General features: G+C 61.6%; 18 protein-coding genes and 1 tRNA gene. 15 read left to right on the top strand and 4 right to left on the bottom strand.

Annotated elements, in window-relative coordinates:
* The first annotated feature begins 7 nt into the window (after positions 1-7).
* On the top strand, positions 8-625 hold the full coding sequence (locus SynBMKMC1_RS02805) for a histidine phosphotransferase (protein WP_186472629.1): 618 nt from the start codon (positions 8-10) through the stop codon (positions 623-625).
* Here SynBMKMC1_RS02805 and SynBMKMC1_RS02800 read toward each other — a convergent pair.
* Positions 613-1,572, bottom strand: coding sequence for an aldo/keto reductase (locus SynBMKMC1_RS02800; RefSeq protein WP_186473293.1), 960 nt, complete (start codon positions 1,570-1,572; stop codon positions 613-615). The genes SynBMKMC1_RS02805 and SynBMKMC1_RS02800 overlap by 13 nt on opposite strands.
* A gap of 23 nt (positions 1,573-1,595) precedes the next feature.
* On the opposite strand from SynBMKMC1_RS02800, the gene SynBMKMC1_RS02795 reads away from it, so the two are divergent.
* Positions 1,596-1,790: a hypothetical protein gene (locus SynBMKMC1_RS02795; RefSeq protein WP_186473506.1), complete on the top strand. Its 195-nt coding sequence runs from the start codon at positions 1,596-1,598 to the stop codon at positions 1,788-1,790.
* Between the two features lie 27 nt (positions 1,791-1,817).
* On the top strand, positions 1,818-2,321 hold the full coding sequence (locus tag SynBMKMC1_RS02790; RefSeq protein ID WP_186472628.1) for a hypothetical protein: 504 nt from the start codon (positions 1,818-1,820) through the stop codon (positions 2,319-2,321).
* 26 nt (positions 2,322-2,347) lie between these two features.
* On the opposite strand, the gene SynBMKMC1_RS02785 is transcribed toward SynBMKMC1_RS02790, so the two are convergent.
* Positions 2,348-2,418: transfer RNA gene (locus tag SynBMKMC1_RS02785), tRNA-Cys, on the bottom strand.
* A gap of 57 nt (positions 2,419-2,475) precedes the next feature.
* On the opposite strand from SynBMKMC1_RS02785, the gene SynBMKMC1_RS02780 reads away from it, so the two are divergent.
* Positions 2,476-3,696 carry a lipid-A-disaccharide synthase-related protein gene (locus SynBMKMC1_RS02780; protein WP_186472627.1) on the top strand — a complete coding sequence of 407 codons (1,221 nt, stop codon included), beginning with the start codon at positions 2,476-2,478 and terminating at the stop codon, positions 3,694-3,696.
* Positions 3,697-3,740: 44 nt separating this feature from the next.
* Positions 3,741-3,995: a hypothetical protein gene (locus SynBMKMC1_RS02775; RefSeq protein WP_011932380.1), complete on the top strand. Its 255-nt coding sequence runs from the start codon at positions 3,741-3,743 to the stop codon at positions 3,993-3,995.
* Positions 3,996-4,009: 14 nt separating this feature from the next.
* Here SynBMKMC1_RS02775 and SynBMKMC1_RS02770 read toward each other — a convergent pair whose 3' ends face one another.
* Positions 4,010-4,654, bottom strand: coding sequence for a ribonuclease D (locus SynBMKMC1_RS02770; RefSeq protein ID WP_011932379.1), 645 nt, complete (start codon positions 4,652-4,654; stop codon positions 4,010-4,012).
* A gap of 103 nt (positions 4,655-4,757) precedes the next feature.
* Between SynBMKMC1_RS02770 and SynBMKMC1_RS02765 the strand changes: the two genes are divergently transcribed.
* The 3 genes from SynBMKMC1_RS02765 to SynBMKMC1_RS02755 are packed head-to-tail and all read left to right on the top strand — an operon-like array spanning position 4,758 to position 6,583.
* Complete coding sequence (locus SynBMKMC1_RS02765; RefSeq protein ID WP_011932378.1) at positions 4,758-5,159, top strand: helix-turn-helix transcriptional regulator; 402 nt, start codon at positions 4,758-4,760, stop codon at positions 5,157-5,159.
* Between the two features lie 30 nt (positions 5,160-5,189).
* Positions 5,190-5,744, top strand: a complete 555-nt coding sequence (locus SynBMKMC1_RS02760; protein ID WP_186472626.1) for a cofactor assembly of complex C subunit B — start codon at positions 5,190-5,192, stop codon at positions 5,742-5,744.
* A gap of 17 nt (positions 5,745-5,761) precedes the next feature.
* Positions 5,762-6,583, top strand: a complete 822-nt coding sequence (locus tag SynBMKMC1_RS02755; RefSeq protein WP_186473292.1) for an N-acetylmuramoyl-L-alanine amidase — start codon at positions 5,762-5,764, stop codon at positions 6,581-6,583.
* On the opposite strand, the gene hemF is transcribed toward SynBMKMC1_RS02755, so the two are convergent.
* Entirely contained in the window at positions 6,510-7,613 is a 1,104-nt protein-coding gene (gene hemF, locus SynBMKMC1_RS02750; RefSeq protein ID WP_041428755.1) for an oxygen-dependent coproporphyrinogen oxidase, read from the bottom strand. The two genes, SynBMKMC1_RS02755 and hemF, sit on opposite strands and share 74 nt — an antisense overlap.
* Before the next feature lie 115 nt (positions 7,614-7,728).
* Between hemF and SynBMKMC1_RS02745 the strand changes: the two genes are divergently transcribed.
* From SynBMKMC1_RS02745 to ppc, 7 genes are all read left to right on the top strand, one after another.
* Positions 7,729-8,805, top strand: a complete 1,077-nt coding sequence (locus SynBMKMC1_RS02745; RefSeq protein ID WP_186472625.1) for an Mrp/NBP35 family ATP-binding protein — start codon at positions 7,729-7,731, stop codon at positions 8,803-8,805.
* A 2-nt stretch (positions 8,806-8,807) separates the two neighbouring features.
* Positions 8,808-10,082, top strand: a complete 1,275-nt coding sequence (rodA, locus tag SynBMKMC1_RS02740; RefSeq protein WP_186472624.1) for a rod shape-determining protein RodA — start codon at positions 8,808-8,810, stop codon at positions 10,080-10,082.
* Positions 10,083-10,120: 38 nt separating this feature from the next.
* Entirely contained in the window at positions 10,121-11,476 is a 1,356-nt protein-coding gene (locus SynBMKMC1_RS02735; RefSeq protein WP_186473291.1) for a HAMP domain-containing histidine kinase, read from the top strand.
* Positions 11,477-11,570: 94 nt separating this feature from the next.
* Positions 11,571-12,002 carry a photosystem I reaction center subunit II PsaD gene (locus SynBMKMC1_RS02730; RefSeq protein ID WP_011932371.1) on the top strand — a complete coding sequence of 144 codons (432 nt, stop codon included), beginning with the start codon at positions 11,571-11,573 and terminating at the stop codon, positions 12,000-12,002.
* 79 nt (positions 12,003-12,081) lie between these two features.
* Complete coding sequence (locus SynBMKMC1_RS02725) at positions 12,082-13,614, top strand: anthranilate synthase component I family protein (protein ID WP_186472623.1); 1,533 nt, start codon at positions 12,082-12,084, stop codon at positions 13,612-13,614.
* Complete coding sequence (gene gshA, locus SynBMKMC1_RS02720) at positions 13,611-14,759, top strand: glutamate--cysteine ligase (RefSeq protein WP_186472622.1); 1,149 nt, start codon at positions 13,611-13,613, stop codon at positions 14,757-14,759. Before SynBMKMC1_RS02725 ends, gshA begins: the two co-directional genes overlap by 4 nt.
* A complete protein-coding gene (gene ppc / locus SynBMKMC1_RS02715; protein ID WP_186472621.1) occupies positions 14,756-17,767 on the top strand; it encodes a phosphoenolpyruvate carboxylase in 3,012 nt (1,003 codons plus the stop codon). The genes gshA and ppc overlap by 4 nt, the downstream gene beginning before the upstream one ends.
* Positions 17,768-17,903 lie beyond the last annotated feature (136 nt).

The raw sequence follows: 17,903 nt of genomic DNA, 5'->3' as shown, positions 1-17,903 counted from the left end.
AATAACCATGCCCTTTGAAAGGCCTCAGCGCACAACTCGGCGACGTTCTTCCGCAGGACCTACCCCACCGCGTCGCCCCATTCCCACCGGTCACGACAGACAAGCCATCCACCGCCAAGGCGGGCCGCGACCAACCTTCCTGGCGTTGAAAGACCACGGCAAGGTGTTCGTCGCAGACATGCCCTTTCTTTCGGACGGTCAACTGGCGAATATCAGCAAGGAGGCTTCCGAAATGCTGATCAGCCTGGAGCGCCGGATCGCTGAGCTCGAGACCCTCCAGGGAGACAGGGACACCCTGATCAAAGCCTGCACGAAGCGAGACGTCACCCATCGCTTCCTCAGGGCCATCGAAGAGGAACAACAGCAGCGAAAAGACAATCCAGCCATCCGCAGCGCCGCCGCAGAGTCCCTCCCCCGCACATTCCTGGAGATCGCCAGGCACCGTCTACCGGGAGCCACTTTTGATTCACTTCTGCAAGAAGCCCTCTCCGCTTGCGAACAATCGGAGCAATCCCAGGTTGCCCCTCCCAAGCCTGACCTCAAGGTGGTCACCTTGCCTTCCTCCAGCGCATCCCTACCGGTGGTGGTGAGTCCTGATCCTGAGCCCACTGATCAAGCGCTCTGAAAAGGATTATCGGGCATTCGCACCATCACTTCGGCGCTGCTCTGGTCCAATTGCGTTCTCTCATCGGCTGACAGCGACCACGTCAGCGCCTGCTGGGCATCCATGACCTGGCTGGGCCGTCTCAATCCGGGGATCGGACATGTGCCATGGGATCGGCACCAATTCAAAGCCACTTGCACCTGGCTCACCCCTCGGGCTTCGGCGATCGACACCATGGTCTGTCGCAATGACTCAGAGGCCGGCAACAGACGGCGGAACAAGCCTGTGCGCAACGGAGTCAGCCCCTGGGGAGTCCAACCTGGCCCCCTGGCCAGAACGCCGAGAGCAAGAGGGCTGTAAGCGAGCACGTCAACCCCGAGATCCCTGCTGATGTCAAGGATGCCTCCAGGTTGCCGCGGCCCAGGGGCCAGCAGAGAAAACTGAACCTGGACGCTGGCCAGCGGGATTCCACGGTCTTTGAGATGGCGATGGAGGAGGGTCAAGCGACGCGGACCGACATTGGACAAACCGATCTCCCGGACAGCGCCTTGCTCAACGAGATCGGCAAGCCCGTCGAGAAGAGGACGCTCTTGCCAAGGGGCGTAACGGGCCGTGCTCCAGTGCAACTGGACCCGATCCATGCAGCCATGCAGTCGTCGCTGACTCGCCAGGAATGCCTTGACCAGCCCGCGCCGCCCTAATCGCCAAGGGAAAGGGGCCAGCTTGGTGGCCACGGTGAGCTGGGCGCGGTGCTCCGGCTGCATCGCACTGAGAAAACGACCCAAGAGTTCTTCGCTCCGGCCATTGAGGAATCCGGTTCCATAGGAATCAGCGGTGTCCACCAGACACAACCCCCCTGCAACCGCTTGCTGGAACGTGGATTCCAGAACCGAGTCATCAAGGTCAGGGTTGTATCCCCACAGAAGCTGATTGCCCCAGGCCCAGGTTCCGAAACCGATTCCCACCACACAGCCATGGATCACTGCACGCCATGATCGCCACAGATCTGCCCCTTGCGATGACGTCCCAGCCTGCAGAGAAAAAGTCGCAGTTGCACGCAGAGCAAGCACCGTCTGCAGCGACAGACGGTGGTGATCAAGACCCCGTACTCTGCAATCACTGCCGTCGCACAGCCAGCAATGGGATCCGCTGCCTGGGAATGTGCGTGGCCGACAGCGACTACTGACCTGTGAGATCTGTCCCGATGCGGGGAATGGCAACCCCACGACAACGGAGCCGCTGGATCAGCCTGGGACTGATGGCATGCCTTGCATATCTGCAACCTGGGCATGCAGAACCCTTCGTTGGCCGCTTCGAAACCACTGGCCAAGGCTGCCGTTACACCTTGTCTGAAGGTGAGTCTGGCGATTGCCGCGTTGTTCAGATGGATGGGCGCTCAGCCACGGTTCTTGGGATCCGTTTCATCGGCCGAGGGGCGGTGAGAGGAGCAAGCCGAAGCCTCACATTTGTCGCCACGACCAGCGGACAAGGCTCTCCTCTCAGCTGTCACCTGGGACGTTGCAGGCTGTCTGCAGCCAGCTGGAGCGGCAGTGTGAGCAGTGTATCTGAAGCGGCCTACGACGCCGACGGCATCGCCGAAGGAGTTCCCAAGGCGTGGCCTGCAAAACAAGGGAGCTGCAAGCTTGAGGCACAACAGATTCGCTGCAGAGCCGATGTGGTCTCAGGAGAGCAGCTCGATGCCCAGGCCAAGCTGTGAGCCGTTATCCAACGCGATGCATTCAAAGGCGGCACCCAGATTCGAACTGGGGATAAAGGATTTGCAATCCTCTGCCTTACCACTTGGCCATGCCGCCGTCCGGGGCCTTTCCTCCCCATCCAGGGATCGTATCAGCGAGGCATCCCAGACGTTGATGGTGATCAGCAACGGGCACGGCGAGGATCTGATCGCGCTGCGCATTCTTGAGGCCCTTCACCGCCTTGCACCGCAGTGGCGTTTGAAAGTCATGCCTCTCGTTGGTGAGGGTCGCTGCTTTCAGCGTTCGCTTGATCAGGGATGGCTGGAGCGCATCGGCCCCTCGGCGCGCCTGCCAAGCGGAGGATTCAGCAACCAGAGCCTGCGCGGTCTCCTTGCTGATCTGCTTGGAGGGCTACCCATCATCACCATGAAGCAGTGGGCCTGCCTGAGGCAGGAGCGACGTTCAGCAACGGGAATCCTTGCCGTTGGCGATCTACTCCCGCTGCTGATGGCGTGGACATGCCGCCGGCCCTTCGCATTCGTGGGCACTCCCAAAAGCGATTACACCTGGACCAGCGGACCAGGCTCGAGCTTCAGCGACCGCTACCACGCTCTCAAGGGGAGCGAGTGGGATCCATGGGAATGGAGCTTGATGCGAGCGCGCCAATGCCGGCTGGTGGTCATGCGCGATCGGCTCACAGCCCGGGGCCTACGCCGTCATCGGGTCAACGCCGTGGCACCAGGCAATCCGATGATGGACGGGCTCATGGAGAGCGCTCCTCCAATCGCCCTCGAGCGATGCCGGCGGATACTCCTGCTTTGCGGCAGCCGAATGCCAGAGGCCCTTCGCAACTTTCGGCGCTTGCTGACCTGCCTCATCCACCTTCCGAGCCCGGTGCCCCTTGCTGTGATGGCAGCCCTTGGATCTGCGCCCACAGAGTCAGACCTGACCGACACCCTGCAGCACTTGGGATTTCGGCGCTGCCCTCCCCCCAGCAGCAGCTTGGAGGCAGACCAGTGCTGGGTCCGGGGCCCCTTACTGCTGCTGCTTGGCAGCGGTCGGTTCGAACGTTGGGCCTCCTGGGCTGAGGTGGGCGTCGCCACTGCAGGCACAGCCACAGAGCAGCTCGTTGGCCTCGGGAAACCGGCTCTGTCTCTTCCTGGTCCTGGGCCGCAGTTCACCCGTGGCTTCGCCTCCAGGCAGAGCCGCCTGCTGGGTGGTGCTGTTCAGGCTTGCGCCAGCGACAGCGACTTGTCTCAACAGCTGGGATCCCTGCTTGAGAACCACACGAAACGCCAGGAGCTCGGGCAACGGGGGCGGCAGCGCATGGGCTCTTCAGGCGGAAGTGAAGCGATCGCTCGCGCCGTGATCCGCGCGCTCGCCCCCGGAGGTTGATACTGATTGCACCACTGAGGCAGTTCTGCCCCTCCCTCTCCGCCATGGCCGCGATTCAGGATCACAACTATCTGAGGCTGTGCGCGGAACTGGCAAGCTGCCTGAGCATCAGCCAGTCCGCAGCACGTCGAAGGGTGGAACACGAGGCGGCGCGGTCAGGTGCAAGAGACCTTCAGGCCCGTCTCCAGGTGGCCTCCAATCTGCTGGCGCAGGCCCAGAACGAAGCCAGCTCTGGAGAAGCACTGGACCAGTTGCTAGAGGCGCAACCCATCGATCAGCACTTCATGCTCGAAGACTGATCCCCATCCCAAGATCAGTGCTCGAAGGTGTTCACAAAACGGAAGCGGTCGAGATCCGACATCACAGGAATGCACTGGAAGCAGCTTTGAGCCAGCTCCCAGCGTCCTTCGCGGCGCAACATGACCTCTAACTGCCGCCGGGCGGGGAGCAGATAACGGGCATCGTTGGCTGCATAGGCCAATTGAACATCCGTGAGTTCATCCACCCGCCCCCAATCGCTGCTTTGCGCCTGCTTATCGAGCTCGACCCCCACCAGCTCCATCACCAAATCCTTCAGACCGTGGCGCGGGGTGTAGGTGCGAGCCAGACGGCTGCCGACCTTCGTGCAAAAGATTGGATTCACCCTGATTCCCAGCCCGGTGGCCAGGGCCGCGACATCGAACCGGGCGAAATGAAACACCTTCTCGATCGTCGCGGCTTCCATCAACGCTTTGAGACGGGGGGCTTCCGACTGCCCTAGAGCAATCCGTATGCAAGCCACCTGGTCTTTGTCATCACAGATCTGAACGAGACAAAGCCGGTCGCGACCATGGATCAGGCCCATGGCCTCGGTATCCACAGCCAGCGCTGTCGACGCGGCAAAGCGCTCCGACCACTCCGCATTGAGATCGCCATCGAGAACAACGAAGGCATGGGGCTCGCTGGGGATCTCAGCCATGGCAAACCACTCAAAACAGGCGGGACATCCACCACTTTGACCGCAGGCGGGACGAACTTCCTCCCGCCGCTTGAAAATCAAACTAAGACTGGGTTAGACAAAAATGAGACAGCTGCGGCTCATGCTTTCCCACCGCAAACCCACGCGCGCCTGCCTTGCCGACATCGAGGACTACTTCCAGCAGCCACCTCCGCAGTTCCTCGATCTTGAACTCGCGGTGTGCTGGGTTCTGGCCTGTCTTCTGCAAAACGACAGCTATCCATCAGGCCTGCTTCAGCGCCTCCAGCACGACCATCCTCAACTGCGTCTCTCCGAAACGGTTCTGCATCAGGCCGTCGACTTCCTGGAACGCCAGGAGATGCTCGATTGCTACACAAAACGCTGTCCCAGCAGGGGCCGTCCCCGTCGCATGCTCCATCTGCATCAGGACGCCCGCGATCAGGCTGAACGTCTGATGAAACCCTGGACGCGCTGGCTCCACGAGCATGCGCCGATCACCACTTAGAACGGACTTCGATGCCCTCGGCGGCTACCGATGCCCTCGCCTCAGATCTCCACCCTGCTCCTCACCCTGCTGCTGGGGATTGGCCTGATCTTCTTCCTTCGTGCTGCCAGCAAGGACCGAACCACGATTGTGGAGGTGCATTCCCCCCGTCCACCCTTGGAAGTGCTCGAGGGTCTTGATCAATGGCTCAAGCAACGGGGCTGGAATCGCCATGGAGGTGATGCCGACCGCTGCCTGCTCGAATACCGAGGCCGTGTCGAGAGCAGTTCGGCCCTTGCAATTTTGTTGTCTGTTCTCGGCACCGTGGGAGCTGGCAGTTTGGGGCTCGTCATCCGCCAGGTGAACGCTGGGCTGGGATGGTGGCCCTTGTTGATCGCCGGCTTCGGCCCCTTGGCCGGCTGGGTCTACACCCGGAGAGCTCGTCGGGAAGAGGGCCTTCAGATTCGTCTTGTTGAGACCGAAGCAAGCGAAGGCAGCACCCTGCGGCTGCAAGCCCATCGCGATGAACTGATCGCCCTTGAGCTCGCCCTGGGCGGCCCACTGCAGCTGGCCAGTGATGGCGCCCTGCTCTCGTCGCCGATCTGATCGTGACGCTCCGGCCATTGCTGCTGCCAGCTGGTCTGAGCATCACAGGACTGCTGCTTCTACTCAGCCTGGCGACAGCAGCGCGAGCACCGCGCCTGTCTGGCGACGACCTACTCACCGGGCCTCAGGTCTCGCTTGAGGCGACCTGGGTCGGGCGTCGCCGCGAACGCGAGGATGTGGCGATCCTGGTTCTGGCCGGTCACGCCGACTCCCAGGGCATCGAGGGGGCCGGCACCTCAGGAGCCGCCGTTGACCGCCGCGGTGCTGCACCCATGGATCCACGCATGCGCGATGAGCTCTTCTGGAACCGGAAGATCCGCGATGCCGTGGTGCGCCAAGGGCAGGCACGCTGCCTCCGGATCAGCGGTTACGAACCGAATGCACTGACGATCCGCGACGAAAACGATCCGCGCACCAACTGGTCCGTTGGTCGTCGCCACCACAAGGCCGGTGGTTATGCCCTTGAAATCCACTTCGATGCCTACGGCCCGGACGGGTATGGCTCCGGGCTGATCCCCAACCTGAACAAAGAACCAAGCCGCATCGATGAAAGCCTGGCCCTGAACTTCGGTCGCTACCCCCTGCAATTCCGGGGAGGCCTCGGTGCTCCAAAACGGGGGATCAGCATCTTGGAGATCGGCAAGCTTGAGGGAAACCTCGAGGCCCGTCTGCGCGATCCAGCCAGCCAGGAGGCTGTGATCGAAGCACTAGCCCTGCGCGTCGTTGAGGCCCTGGAGCAGGGTCTCAACGCCCAACCCCGTGCTCTCAGTTCACAGCATTGTGAGGACGGCAGCGATCCTCGAGGGAAGGATCACCGAACCAGTCCTGCGGACGGGTAAAGAGATCGGTGAGCAACGCTTCCCTGGAACCTGGAGCTGCCTGGTAGCCATACTCCCAGCGAGCCAGAGGCGGAAGCGACATCAGAATCGACTCCGTGCGCCCGTTCGTCTGCAACCCGAAAATCGTGCCCCGGTCCCAGACAAGGTTGAACTCCACATAGCGACCACGGCGGTAGAGCTGGAACTGGCGTTCACGATCTCCGTAGGCCATGCCGTTCCGCCTCTCAATGATGGGCGCGTAGGCAGGAAGGAAAGCTCGGCCATTCGCCCCAGCCAGCGAAAACAGCTGTTCCCAGCTCAGAGGCACCGCACCGATCTGGGAAGCCTTCTGCGCCGCAGGCCCCTCAGGATCCTGCCCCCGGTAAAGACGACCGGAACCGTCTTGGTAGTCGTAAAAAATCCCTCCCACTCCCCGGGTTTCCTGGCGGTGCTTGAGGAAGAAGTACTCATCACACCAGGGTTTGAACACCTGATAGAGACGCTCATCCACCGAATCGCATGCCTGCTGATGGGTGCGATGGAAGTGACGGGCATCCTCCAGGAAGGGATAGAAGGGAGTGAGATCAGCGCCGCCTCCAAACCACCACACCGGACCGGCCTCGAAATAGCGGTAGTTGAGGTGAACCGTTGGCACAAACGGATTCCGGGGGTGCAGAACCATGGAGGTTCCCGTGGCAAACCAGGGGTGCCCCTTGGCCTCAGGGCGCTGCTTGAGAATGGAGGGGGGAAGCTCTTGACCCTGAACCTCGGAGAAATTCACCCCCCCCTGCTCAAAGATCCGGCCTTCGCGCATCACGCGGGAGCGACCGCCGCCGCCCTCAGGCCGAACCCAGCTCTCCTCTTGGAAGCGGCCAGAACCATCGATCTGCTCCAGGCCGGCACAAATCTCATCCTGAAGCGCCATCACAAGCGACCGCGCCCGCTCCCGGGAGTCAGCAGGAGGGCGTTCCCCGGGGACCACGGACGCCGTGGACGCTGAACCGTCCTCCGGCATCCCCCCCTTCCAACGCTTGAGCAGGGATCGGATCATGGTTGGCATCGGTGGAGAGATCCTGACCATTTCAGCCCAGTGCCACTCCCGACAAGCGTGTGTGAAGGACTGTCATGGGAGACGCCCCTAGGATCCAGCCCAATGAATGGGGCGGATGATCTCAGCGGAACAGGCCACTCAGGCGCTCAGCGACCTCCGTGATGCCGGTAGCGATCGCTCTCTACTGGACCTCGGCTGGCTTGATCAGGTGCGTGTGTCGCCACCGCGCGCCGTGATCCGACTGAACTTGCCCGGCTTCGCCCAGGGGCAGCGCGATCGCATCGTTAACGACGCCCGGACCCGTTTGCTGAGGCTCGAAGGCATCGAGGATGTGCAGATCGAAGTGGGGCAGCCTCCCTCCCAAGGCGGCATCGGTCAGGCAGGACATGGACAAGCCGCGGAACGCCAGGCCATTCCCGGCGTGAAACAGGTGATCGCCGTCAGCAGCGGCAAGGGAGGCGTGGGCAAGAGCACCGTGGCCGTCAATCTGGCCTGCGCCTTCGCCAATCAGGGACTGCGCGTCGGACTGCTCGATGCAGACATTTATGGCCCTAATGCACCCACCATGCTGGGTGTGGCCGACTGCACTCCCGAAGTCAGTGGCAGCGGCGACAACCAGTGCATGCAGCCGATCGAAACCTGCGGTGTGGCCATGGTGTCGATGGGTCTGCTGATTGAGGAGAACCAGCCGGTGATCTGGCGAGGCCCGATGCTCAACGGGATCATCCGCCAGTTCCTTTACCAGGTGAATTGGGGTGAACGGGATGTCCTGGTCGTGGATCTTCCACCAGGAACCGGTGATGCCCAGTTGTCCCTGGCGCAGGCCGTTCCCATGGCAGGCGTTGTGATCGTGACCACCCCTCAGCAGGTGGCCTTGCAGGATGCCCGGCGAGGGCTGGCCATGTTCCGACAGATGGGAATCCCAGTGCTCGGCGTGGTCGAGAACATGAGTGCATTCATCCCCCCTGATCAGCCTGAGAAGCGTTACGCGCTGTTTGGGTCGGGCGGAGGCAAGACCCTCGCCGAGGCCTTCGACGTTCCCCTGCTGGCCGAGATCCCCATGGAGATGCCGGTTCAAGCTGGAGGAGATCAGGGTTTACCGATCACACGGGCCAAGCCCGACTCCATCAGTGCCCAACAGTTCATCGCGTTGGCCGAACGACTCTCACCCGCGGTGCAGTCCTCCCGCTGATCATGCTGACCGGACTCGGCTCCAGCGGACAAAGGCTCTTCTCACCGTCGGGTAACCGGCGCCGCCGGGCCCGTGACCGGGACTGGATTCTCTGGGGGATCCCCCTGGCCATGATCGCCGTGGCCGGTCTCCTGATCGCCAGCACCCAGCGCCAGGCCAACTACGCCAACTGGTACCAACACTGGGTCACCGCAGGGGTGGGCGTTGGGATTGCGCTTCTGCTCGCAAGGATGTCGATGCTGAGGCTCAAACCCTTGCTCGTGCCGATCTACGGAGCGACGGTGATCAGCCTCGTGGCCGTGCGCATGATCGGGACGACGGCGCTTGGAGCGCAGCGCTGGATCAGCATCGGCGGCGTGCATGTGCAGCCATCAGAGTTCGCCAAGCTGGCCGCGATCCTTCTTCTGGCCGCAGTGCTGGATCGCCACCCAGTGGAACGGCCGGTGGATCTGCTTCGACCACTCGCCGTGATCTCACTTCCTTGGCTTCTGGTGTTCATCCAGCCCGATCTCGGCACGTCTCTGGTGTTCGGCGCTCTGCTGCTCACGATGCTGTACTGGTCAGGGATGCCATTGGAGTGGTTGGTCCTGCTGCTCTCACCGCTGGTGACAGCGTTGCTCGCCGGCCTTTTCCCCTGGGGATTGGCTGCCTGGATTCCCCTGACCCTCGTGATCGCCTATCGATCTCTGCCTTGGAAACGGGTGGCACTCGTCCTCGTATCCCTGGTGCAGGGGGCCTCCGCATTGATCACTCCCTGGCTTTGGCAAAACGGATTGCAGGACTACCAGCGGGATCGTTTGGTGCTCTTTCTCGATCCCACAAAAGACCCCCTCGGGGGTGGCTATCACTTGCTCCAGAGCACCGTGGGGATCGGATCCGGGGGACTGCTCGGCACCGGACTCCTTCAGGGACAGCTCACCAAATTGCGTTTCATCCCAGAACAACACACCGATTTCATCTTCAGTGCATTGGGAGAGGAAACCGGCTTTCTCGGCACGGTTCTCGTTGTGGTGGGCTTCATGCTGCTGATGTGGCGCCTCCTCCAAGTGGCGGGCAGAGCACGCTCGGATTTCGAATCACTGGTGGTGATCGGAGTCGCCACCATGATCATGTTCCAGGTGGTGGTGAACATCTTCATGACCATCGGCCTTGGCCCCGTCACCGGGATCCCCTTGCCGTTCCTGAGTTATGGACGCAGCGCCATGGTCGTGAATTTCATCGCATTGGGGCTGTGTCTATCGGTGGCTCGCCGCTCAAGGCGCGCCTTGATCCGGTGACGGACACCAGCACGCCACTGCAGGCCATCCATCAGCTGATGGCCGAGGGAGTGCCCACAGGCAAGGCGGATGATGCCCACGCGCGACGTCTGTGGTGGGGAGCGCTCGAGGTTCTGCAGCAGCGGTTGCTCAGCGCTGACCCCAGCTGGGAAGGGGTATGGATCGCCGCTCCCCTGCCGGCTCTCTACGCGCCCGAGCTGCTGCAGCGATACCGGGGCTGGGTGTGGGCACCCGAGGCGCTCACCCTTCTCAACGATCTCCAGAGCAGCACACTGCTGCCCTCCGATCTGATCAGCGCACCGACGGGTGTGGCGGAAGCACCGCTCCTCAGCCACCGCTTCCAACGCATGACTCTCTGTGCCGAGGACAGCCAGGATCCGTTCTTACTGGTGATCACCAGCAAGCTGCAAATCGCGCTGGCCCTGCAGGGCCAGGAGGGAGAGCGCAGGCTTCTGATGCGCAGCGAACCCAGCCTTCTCACGCGGATCCTGGCCCTGGTGGAGCAGAGGCTCAGAGAAGAAGATCAGGCCCAGGCCAAGAGTCTTCATCAAGCACTCAACGACCTTGGCCCGCTTCAAAGCAGCGGGGATTTCGCGCTTCAATTTTGGCCAGACCTAGCGCAGCGGCTGGCGTCGATGGCTCCCACCGTGACGTTTCAAACCGCCCATGAGCCCCCTGAGGCCACGCCTCAGGCGCACGCCTCAGGCGACATCGATGCCGAACTCTCCTTGCTGGAAGCGATCGCCCATGAGGTGAGAACACCCTTGGCGACCATCCGCACGCTGATCCGCTCGCTTCTCCGCCGCCGCGACCTGCCCATGAAAGCGATGGAGCGTCTTCAGCAAATTGACACTGAATGCAGCGAGCAGATCGATCGCTTCGGGCTGATCTTCCAAGCGGCGGAACTGCAGAGGCAACCCGAAGGTCCATCGCCGTTGGCCCGCACCGATCTCGGAGCGATGGTGCGCCTGTTATCGCCCATCTGGACCCAGCAACTCAAACGCAGAGGTGTGGGCTTTGCGATGACCATCGCCGACAGCATGCCGCTTGTGCTGAGCGACCCCGGCCGCCTGGAGCCCATGCTTGGAGGCCTGGTGGATCGCTGCAGCCGCAGCCTTCCGCCGGGAAGCAAGCTGCTTCTGACCCTGCAACCTGCAGGAGCACGCCTCAAGCTCCAACTCATTTCCCATACCCCGGAGCAGATTGCATCGCAAATGGTCGAACCAGTGCAGCAGGAGCGCTTGGGGCCTGTTCTGAGCTGGAACACCAACACCGGCAGCCTGCAGCTCAGCCAAACAGCGACCCGACGGTTGCTGGAAAGCCTCGGGGGGCGAGTCACCCAACGCCGGGACCGAGGACTCACGGTGTTCTTCCCAATCGCGGAACAATGTTGACGGGTGTGAAGTTTCCAGGCCTGTAGGGCGATCAGAGCGGAATCACGGTGCTACTTTCCAGCCGTAAAGGCATGCCGATTTCGCGAGGACAGCCATGACAGCAACGGCGTTGAACGGACAGCTTCCCCAGTTCATCGGCAGCACCGGAGGTCTTCTCAACTCCGCCGAGACCGAGGAGAAGTACGCCATCACCTGGACGAGCAACAGTGCCCAGGCCTTCGAACTTCCCACCGGTGGCGCCGCCATGATGAATGCCGGTGAAAACATCATGTATTTCGCCCGCAAGGAGCAGTGCCTGGCTCTCGGCACCCAGCTGCGGACCAAGTTCAAGCCCCGGATCGAGGACTACAAGATCTACCGGATCTTCCCCGGTGGTGACACTGAGTATCTCCATCCCAGCGATGGCGTGTTCCCTGAGAAGGTCAATGAAGGTCGGGCGATGGTGGGCCACAATCCCCGCCGCATTGGCCAGAACACCAACCCCGCCAACATCAAGTTCAGCGGACGCAACACCTTCGACGCCTGAATCAGCTGAAAAGCTTGATCCCTTCATGCGGTCGGTTCGACCGGCATGATGGCTCGCGGTCGGTTCGACATTCCTGTTCATGCTCACACCCGACCGCACTGCATTTCTGGAAGCCGTTGCATCCGGTTCCACGTTGATTCCCGTCGCCAGCAGCTGGCCTGCGGATCTGGAGACACCCCTCACCACCTGGTTGAAAGTGGGCGAGGGGCGTCCCCCTGGAGTTCTGCTCGAATCCGTCGAGGGAGGCGAAACCCTCGGGCGTTGGAGCGTGGTGGCATGCAACCCGCTCTGGACACTTTCCGCCCGGAAAGATCGTCTGCAACGGATCTGGAGGGATGGCCGGGAAGAGACATTCTCAGGCAATCCCTTCGACACCTTGCGCGCGTGTCTTGCGCCCTACAAGCCGGCCACCTTGTCGGGACTGCCACCGCTCGGCCAGCTCTATGGCATGTGGGGCTATGAACTGATCCGCTGGATTGAGCCCTCGGTGCCGGTCCATCCCAATGATGGGGAGGGTCCGCCGGAGGGACTGTGGATGCTGATGGACAGCATTCTCATTTTTGATCAGGTGAAACGGCTGATCACAGCCGTGGCCTACGCCGATCTGTCGGGAGAGCACAACGCTTTTGCCGACCCAGAGGCCGCATGGGGCGATGCCATCCAGCGCATCCAAGCCCTGAAAAACTCCATGGCCGAGCCGCTTCCCCCTGTGCGCCCGCTCGACTGGACACCCAGCCAAGGGGACACACCCTCGACATCCAGCAATCGAACCCAGGATGACTTCCAACAGGCGGTTCTCAAGGCCAGGGAGCACATCGCCGCTGGAGATGCCTTTCAGCTGGTGATCAGCCAGAAACTCAGCACGGAGATCGACCACCCCCCCCTTGATCTCTACCGAAGCCTGCGCATGGTGAATCCATCGCCCTACATGGCGTTTTTCGATTTCGGCGACTGGCAGCTGATCGGATCCAGCCCTGAGGTGATGGTCAAGGCCGAACCTGATCAAGGAGGGATCCGCGCTGTCCTGCGACCGATTGCAGGAACAAGGCCCCGGGGAAGCAATGAACTGGAAGATCGCAGTCTTGAGGCGGAGCTGCTCGCTGACCCCAAAGAACGTGCTGAACACGTGATGCTTGTTGACCTCGGGCGCAATGACCTCGGCCGCGTCTGCGTTCCCGGGTCAGTGAGCGTGCGCGAGCTGATGGTGATCGAGCGCTACTCCCATGTCATGCACATCGTCAGTGAGGTGGAGGGTCGACTGGCTCCGGGCAACGACATCTGGGATCTGCTGATGGCGTCCTTCCCTGCTGGAACCGTGAGCGGAGCTCCCAAGATCAGGGCGATGCAACTCATCCATGAGCTTGAACCCGACCCACGCGGCCCCTACTCCGGTGTTTACGGATCGGTCGATCTGGCGGGAGCTCTGAACACCGCCATCACCATCCGCACGATGGTTGTGAAGCCCAACCAAGACGGCGGATGGACCCTTGAGGTGCAGGCCGGAGCCGGCATCGTTGCAGACTCCAAACCCGAGGCCGAATACCAGGAAACCCTGAATAAAGCCCGAGGCATGCTGACCGCACTGGCCTGCCTCGAGGGCGCCGGGTCATGACGAACAATCGTTTGCTCAAGGGCTTTGAGGTTGAGCTGTTCACGGGGCATCCCGATGGTCGCAACGTCGGGATCGCAGCCGAAGCCAGCCAGGAACTCGCAGGTTTCGTCACGGAGCCTGATCACCGCAACCTCGAATACATCACAGCTCCGCAATCCGACTACGGACCGCTCACCGAGGCGCTGCTCGCACCACGACGCACCCTGAGGACTTGGCTTCAACCGAGGGGCCTGACCTTGCTCCCCGGCAGCACCCTCAGCCTGGGAGATACGACACGATTCGAGCGCTCAGATCCATCCAATCCCTACCACGATCTGATCGAAGCCACCTACGGCACGGATGTGGTGACAGCCAGCATCCACATCAACCTGGGAATCGAGTCGCCTCAGGACCTGTTCAAGGCCTTACGCCTCGTGCGTTGTGAAGCGGCGCTGATGCTCGCTCTTAGTGCCAGTTCTCCGTTTCTCAATGGCGACATCACCGGAGCCCATTCCCAACGCTGGATGCAGTTCCCCCTCACGCCCGCCCGTGTCCCCTTGTTCGTGGATCATCAGCACTTCATTCGCTGGACAGAGGAGCAAATCGCTGCCGGGACGATGCACAACGTTCGCCATCTCTGGACATCGGTACGCCCCAACGGTCCCGATCGTCCCCACCAACTCAATCGGCTGGAGCTGCGTATCTGCGATCTGATCACCAACCCGGCCCACTTGCTGGCGATTACCACCCTGCTCGAACTCAGAATTCAGCAGATCCTCCGTGATCCCTCCGCTCACGACCCCATGACCAAGAGCGCGTTGAGCCTTGACGAGCTCGAGCAGCTCAGCGTTAACAATGACCGCGCCGCGGCCCAGGCAAGCCTCGAGGCCACTCTTCATCACTGGGAAGACGGCCGGCCGCTCCTGTGCCGAGAGTGGGTGCTGACGTTGATCGAATCTGTCGAGCCCCTGGCAGCGGACCTGCACCTGAGCGACCGACTCAAGCCCCTGACCACCATTCTTGATCAGGGAAATCAAGCCATGCGTTGGCTGGCCGCCATTCGCGATGGTGCCTCGATTCAGAGCGTGCTCAGCGACAGCATCAACGCCATGGAAACCGAGGAATCCCCGCTTGGTTCCACCCCAGGCCATCACGCTTTGGGATGATCATGACGGTTTCTGATCCCGGCGGGTCTTCGATGTCCTCCTCCTCCGCAATCACTCCTGAGAGCGAGCAGGCCATGGCCGCGGTCAACGACGCCCCTGTCGGTGGACAACTCCTGCAGCAACGACTGGCCCTGGTCGAGGACCTCTGGCAGACCGTTCTGCGCAGTGAGTGCCCAGCCGAGCAGGCGGAGCGCTTGCTGCGCATGAAACAACTCAGCGACCCGGTCCTTCCCGAGGGAAACGCCGTGAGCAGTGATGCTTTGGTGTCGCTGATCAGGGACATGGACCTGTCGGAAGCGATCGCTGCCGCTCGGGCCTTTTCCCTCTATTTCCAACTGGTGAACATCCTCGAGCAGCGCATCGAGGAAGACGGGTATCTGGAGAGCATCGTCCGTTCCCAGGACACAGCGGAACAGATCAACCCGTTCACCCCTCCCCTGGCCACCCAGACAGAACCCGCAACCTTTCGGGAACTGTTTGAACGTCTGCGCCGACTGAACGTCCCCCCTGCCCAGCTGGAGACGCTGCTCCAGGAGCTCGATATCCGCCTGGTCTTCACCGCTCACCCCACCGAGATCGTCCGTCACACCGTCCGCCACAAGCAGCGCCGCGTGGCAAGCCTTCTGCAGCAGCTCGAAGCCCAGACTGAATCCAGCACCTTTGAAGCGGGAACGATCCGCCTTCAATTGGAGGAGGAAATCAGGCTGTGGTGGCGCACTGATGAGCTGCACCAGTTCAAGCCCTCGGTGTTGGATGAGGTCGATTACGCCCTGCACTACTTCCAGCAGGTGCTGTTCGATGCCATGCCCCAGCTGCGTCGCCGCCTCTCCTCGGCACTGGCCAGCAGCTACCCGGATGTGCAACTGCCGCCGTCGTCCTTTTGCACCTTCGGATCCTGGGTTGGATCCGATCGCGATGGCAATCCATCGGTCACGACCGACATCACCTGGCGAACAGCCTGTTATCAGCGCCAGCTGATGCTGGAGCGTTACGTGAGCGCGGTTCAGGGGCTTCGCGACCAGCTGAGCATTTCCATGCAATGGAGCCAAGTCAGCGCCCCACTTCTTGAATCCCTGGAAATGGATCGGTTGCGATTCCCGGAGGTGTACGAAGAGCGGGCCACCCGCTACCGCCTTGAGCCTTACCGTCTCAAGCTGAGTTTTGTGCTTGAGCGGCTGCGCCTCACGCAGATCCGCAACCAGCAGCTTGCGGAAGCCGGTTGGCGTGCTCCAGCGGATGGACTGCTGAGCTCCAACCCCGAGGCACCGCAGAGTGAATCGCTTCACTACGGATCTGTGGCCGAGTTCCGCAGTGACCTTGAACTGATTCGCACGAGTCTGGTCAGTACAGACCTCACCTGCGAACCCCTCGACACGCTGCTCACCCAGGTGCACATTTTCGGGTTCAGCCTTGCCGGTCTGGACATTCGCCAGGAGAGCACCCGCCACAGCGATGCTCTCGATGAAGTCAGTCGCTATCTCAACCCCGACCAGGCCTACGGGGATCTGAACGAACAGGATCGCGTGCAGTGGCTGCTTCAGGAGCTGCAGACCCGCCGCCCCCTGATCCCACCCTCGGTGAGCTGGTCACCAACAACGGAAGAAACCGTTGATGTGTTCCGAACCCTGCATCGCCTGCAGGACGAATTCGGCAGTCGAATTTGCCGAACGTATGTGATCTCCATGAGCCACAGCGTTTCGGATCTGCTCGAGGTGCTGCTCCTTTCCAAGGAGGCAGGGCTGGTGGAACCGTCTGCAGGCCATGCCGACCTGCTGGTGGTTCCGCTCTTTGAAACCGTGGAGGATCTCCAGAGAGCCCCAGAGGTGATGGAAGAGTTGTTCCAGACACCGCTTTATCGCAACCTTCTTCCCAGGGTTGGCAGCCAGGGCCAACCCTTGCAGGAGCTGATGCTCGGGTATTCCGATAGCAACAAGGATTCGGGCTTTCTCTCCAGCAACTGGGAGATTCACAAAGCACAGATTGCCCTTCAGGACCTTGCAGCGAGGAACGGCGTGGCCCTGCGGCTGTTCCATGGACGTGGTGGTTCAGTGGGCCGGGGAGGGGGACCTGCCTACCAGGCGATCCTGGCGCAACCCAGCGGCACGCTCCAGGGACGCATCAAAATCACGGAGCAAGGGGAAGTTCTCGCCTCCAAGTACAGCCTGCCTGAACTCGCTCTCTACAACCTTGAAACAGTGAGCACCGCCGTTGTGCAGAACAGCCTGGTCACCAACCAACTGGATGCCACTCCCAGCTGGAACGATCTGATGGCGCGACTGGCGCGTTGCTCAAGACGCCACTACCGCGCGTTGGTGCACGACAACCCCGATCTGGTCGCCTTCTTCGAGCAGGTGACGCCAATCGAGGAGATCAGCAAGCTGCAGATCTCCAGCCGGCCCGCCCGGCGCAAGACCGGAACGCGGGATCTCTCCAGCCTGCGGGCCATTCCCTGGGTGTTTGGCTGGACCCAGAGCCGCTTTCTCCTCCCCAGCTGGTTTGGCGTCGGCACAGCTCTGCATGAAGAGCTTGTGAACGACCCCGATCAGATGTCGTTGCTGAGGACCCTCCACCAGCGCTGGCCTTTCTTCAGGATGCTGATTTCCAAAGTGGAGATGACCCTCTCCAAGGTGGATCTCGATCTGGCCCGTCACTACGTGACCAGCCTGGGGAGTGCCGATCATCGTGAAGCGTTCGACGGCATCTACACGACCATCGCCGAGGAATACAGCCTCACCCACCGGCTGGTACTGGAGATCACAGGGCAAGAACGACTGCTGGATGCCGATCCAGCCCTCCAGCTCTCCGTGGATCTGCGCAACCGCACCATCGTGCCCTTGGGATTTCTGCAGGTCGCCCTGCTGCGCCGATTACGGGACCAGAATCGTCAACCGCCCATGAGCGAATCTCCTAGCGACGGCGACGGCCGCACGTACAGCCGAAGCGAACTTCTGCGTGGTGCCCTTCTCACGATCAATGGCATTGCCGCAGGCATGCGCAACACCGGGTGATTGGCTTTGCTTCCCTTCCGTCGACAGCCCGCAGCCCCAGCCCTCAAGGAGGGGTATTCCTTAAAACTCGACCACATCCCCGATGGAGCCACCATCAATAGGCTGCTTCAGGCCTGCGGTGATGCGATCCACCCCG

Origin of the sequence: Synechococcus sp. BMK-MC-1 (genome assembly GCF_014279955.1) — a bacterium.
In the GTDB taxonomy this organism is placed as follows: domain Bacteria; phylum Cyanobacteriota; class Cyanobacteriia; order PCC-6307; family Cyanobiaceae; genus Synechococcus_C.
This window is presented reverse-complemented; position numbering and strand designations above follow the sequence as displayed.

Excerpts from the sequence above, each read along its gene's own strand:
- SynBMKMC1_RS02775 (WP_011932380.1), top strand. The coding sequence starts at position 3,741 with ATGGCCGCGATTCAGGATCACAACTATCTGAGGCTGTGCGCGGAACTG.
- hemF (WP_041428755.1), bottom strand. The coding sequence starts at position 7,613 with ATGATCCGATCCCTGCTCAAGCGTTGGAAGGGGGGGATGCCGGAGGAC.
- SynBMKMC1_RS02805 (WP_186472629.1), top strand. The coding sequence starts at position 8 with ATGCCCTTTGAAAGGCCTCAGCGCACAACTCGGCGACGTTCTTCCGCA.
- SynBMKMC1_RS02760 (WP_186472626.1), top strand. The coding sequence starts at position 5,190 with ATGCCCTCGCCTCAGATCTCCACCCTGCTCCTCACCCTGCTGCTGGGG.
- rodA (WP_186472624.1), top strand. The coding sequence starts at position 8,808 with ATGCTGACCGGACTCGGCTCCAGCGGACAAAGGCTCTTCTCACCGTCG.
- ppc (WP_186472621.1), top strand. The coding sequence starts at position 14,756 with ATGATCATGACGGTTTCTGATCCCGGCGGGTCTTCGATGTCCTCCTCC.
- gshA (WP_186472622.1), top strand. The coding sequence starts at position 13,611 with ATGACGAACAATCGTTTGCTCAAGGGCTTTGAGGTTGAGCTGTTCACG.
- SynBMKMC1_RS02765 (WP_011932378.1), top strand. The coding sequence starts at position 4,758 with ATGAGACAGCTGCGGCTCATGCTTTCCCACCGCAAACCCACGCGCGCC.
- SynBMKMC1_RS02790 (WP_186472628.1), top strand. The coding sequence starts at position 1,818 with ATGGCAACCCCACGACAACGGAGCCGCTGGATCAGCCTGGGACTGATG.
- SynBMKMC1_RS02730 (WP_011932371.1), top strand. The coding sequence starts at position 11,571 with ATGACAGCAACGGCGTTGAACGGACAGCTTCCCCAGTTCATCGGCAGC.
- SynBMKMC1_RS02780 (WP_186472627.1), top strand. The coding sequence starts at position 2,476 with ATGGTGATCAGCAACGGGCACGGCGAGGATCTGATCGCGCTGCGCATT.
- SynBMKMC1_RS02770 (WP_011932379.1), bottom strand. The coding sequence starts at position 4,654 with ATGGCTGAGATCCCCAGCGAGCCCCATGCCTTCGTTGTTCTCGATGGC.
- SynBMKMC1_RS02735 (WP_186473291.1), top strand. The coding sequence starts at position 10,121 with ATGGCCGAGGGAGTGCCCACAGGCAAGGCGGATGATGCCCACGCGCGA.
- SynBMKMC1_RS02725 (WP_186472623.1), top strand. The coding sequence starts at position 12,082 with ATGCTCACACCCGACCGCACTGCATTTCTGGAAGCCGTTGCATCCGGT.
- SynBMKMC1_RS02795 (WP_186473506.1), top strand. The coding sequence starts at position 1,596 with ATGATCGCCACAGATCTGCCCCTTGCGATGACGTCCCAGCCTGCAGAG.
- SynBMKMC1_RS02745 (WP_186472625.1), top strand. The coding sequence starts at position 7,729 with ATGATCTCAGCGGAACAGGCCACTCAGGCGCTCAGCGACCTCCGTGAT.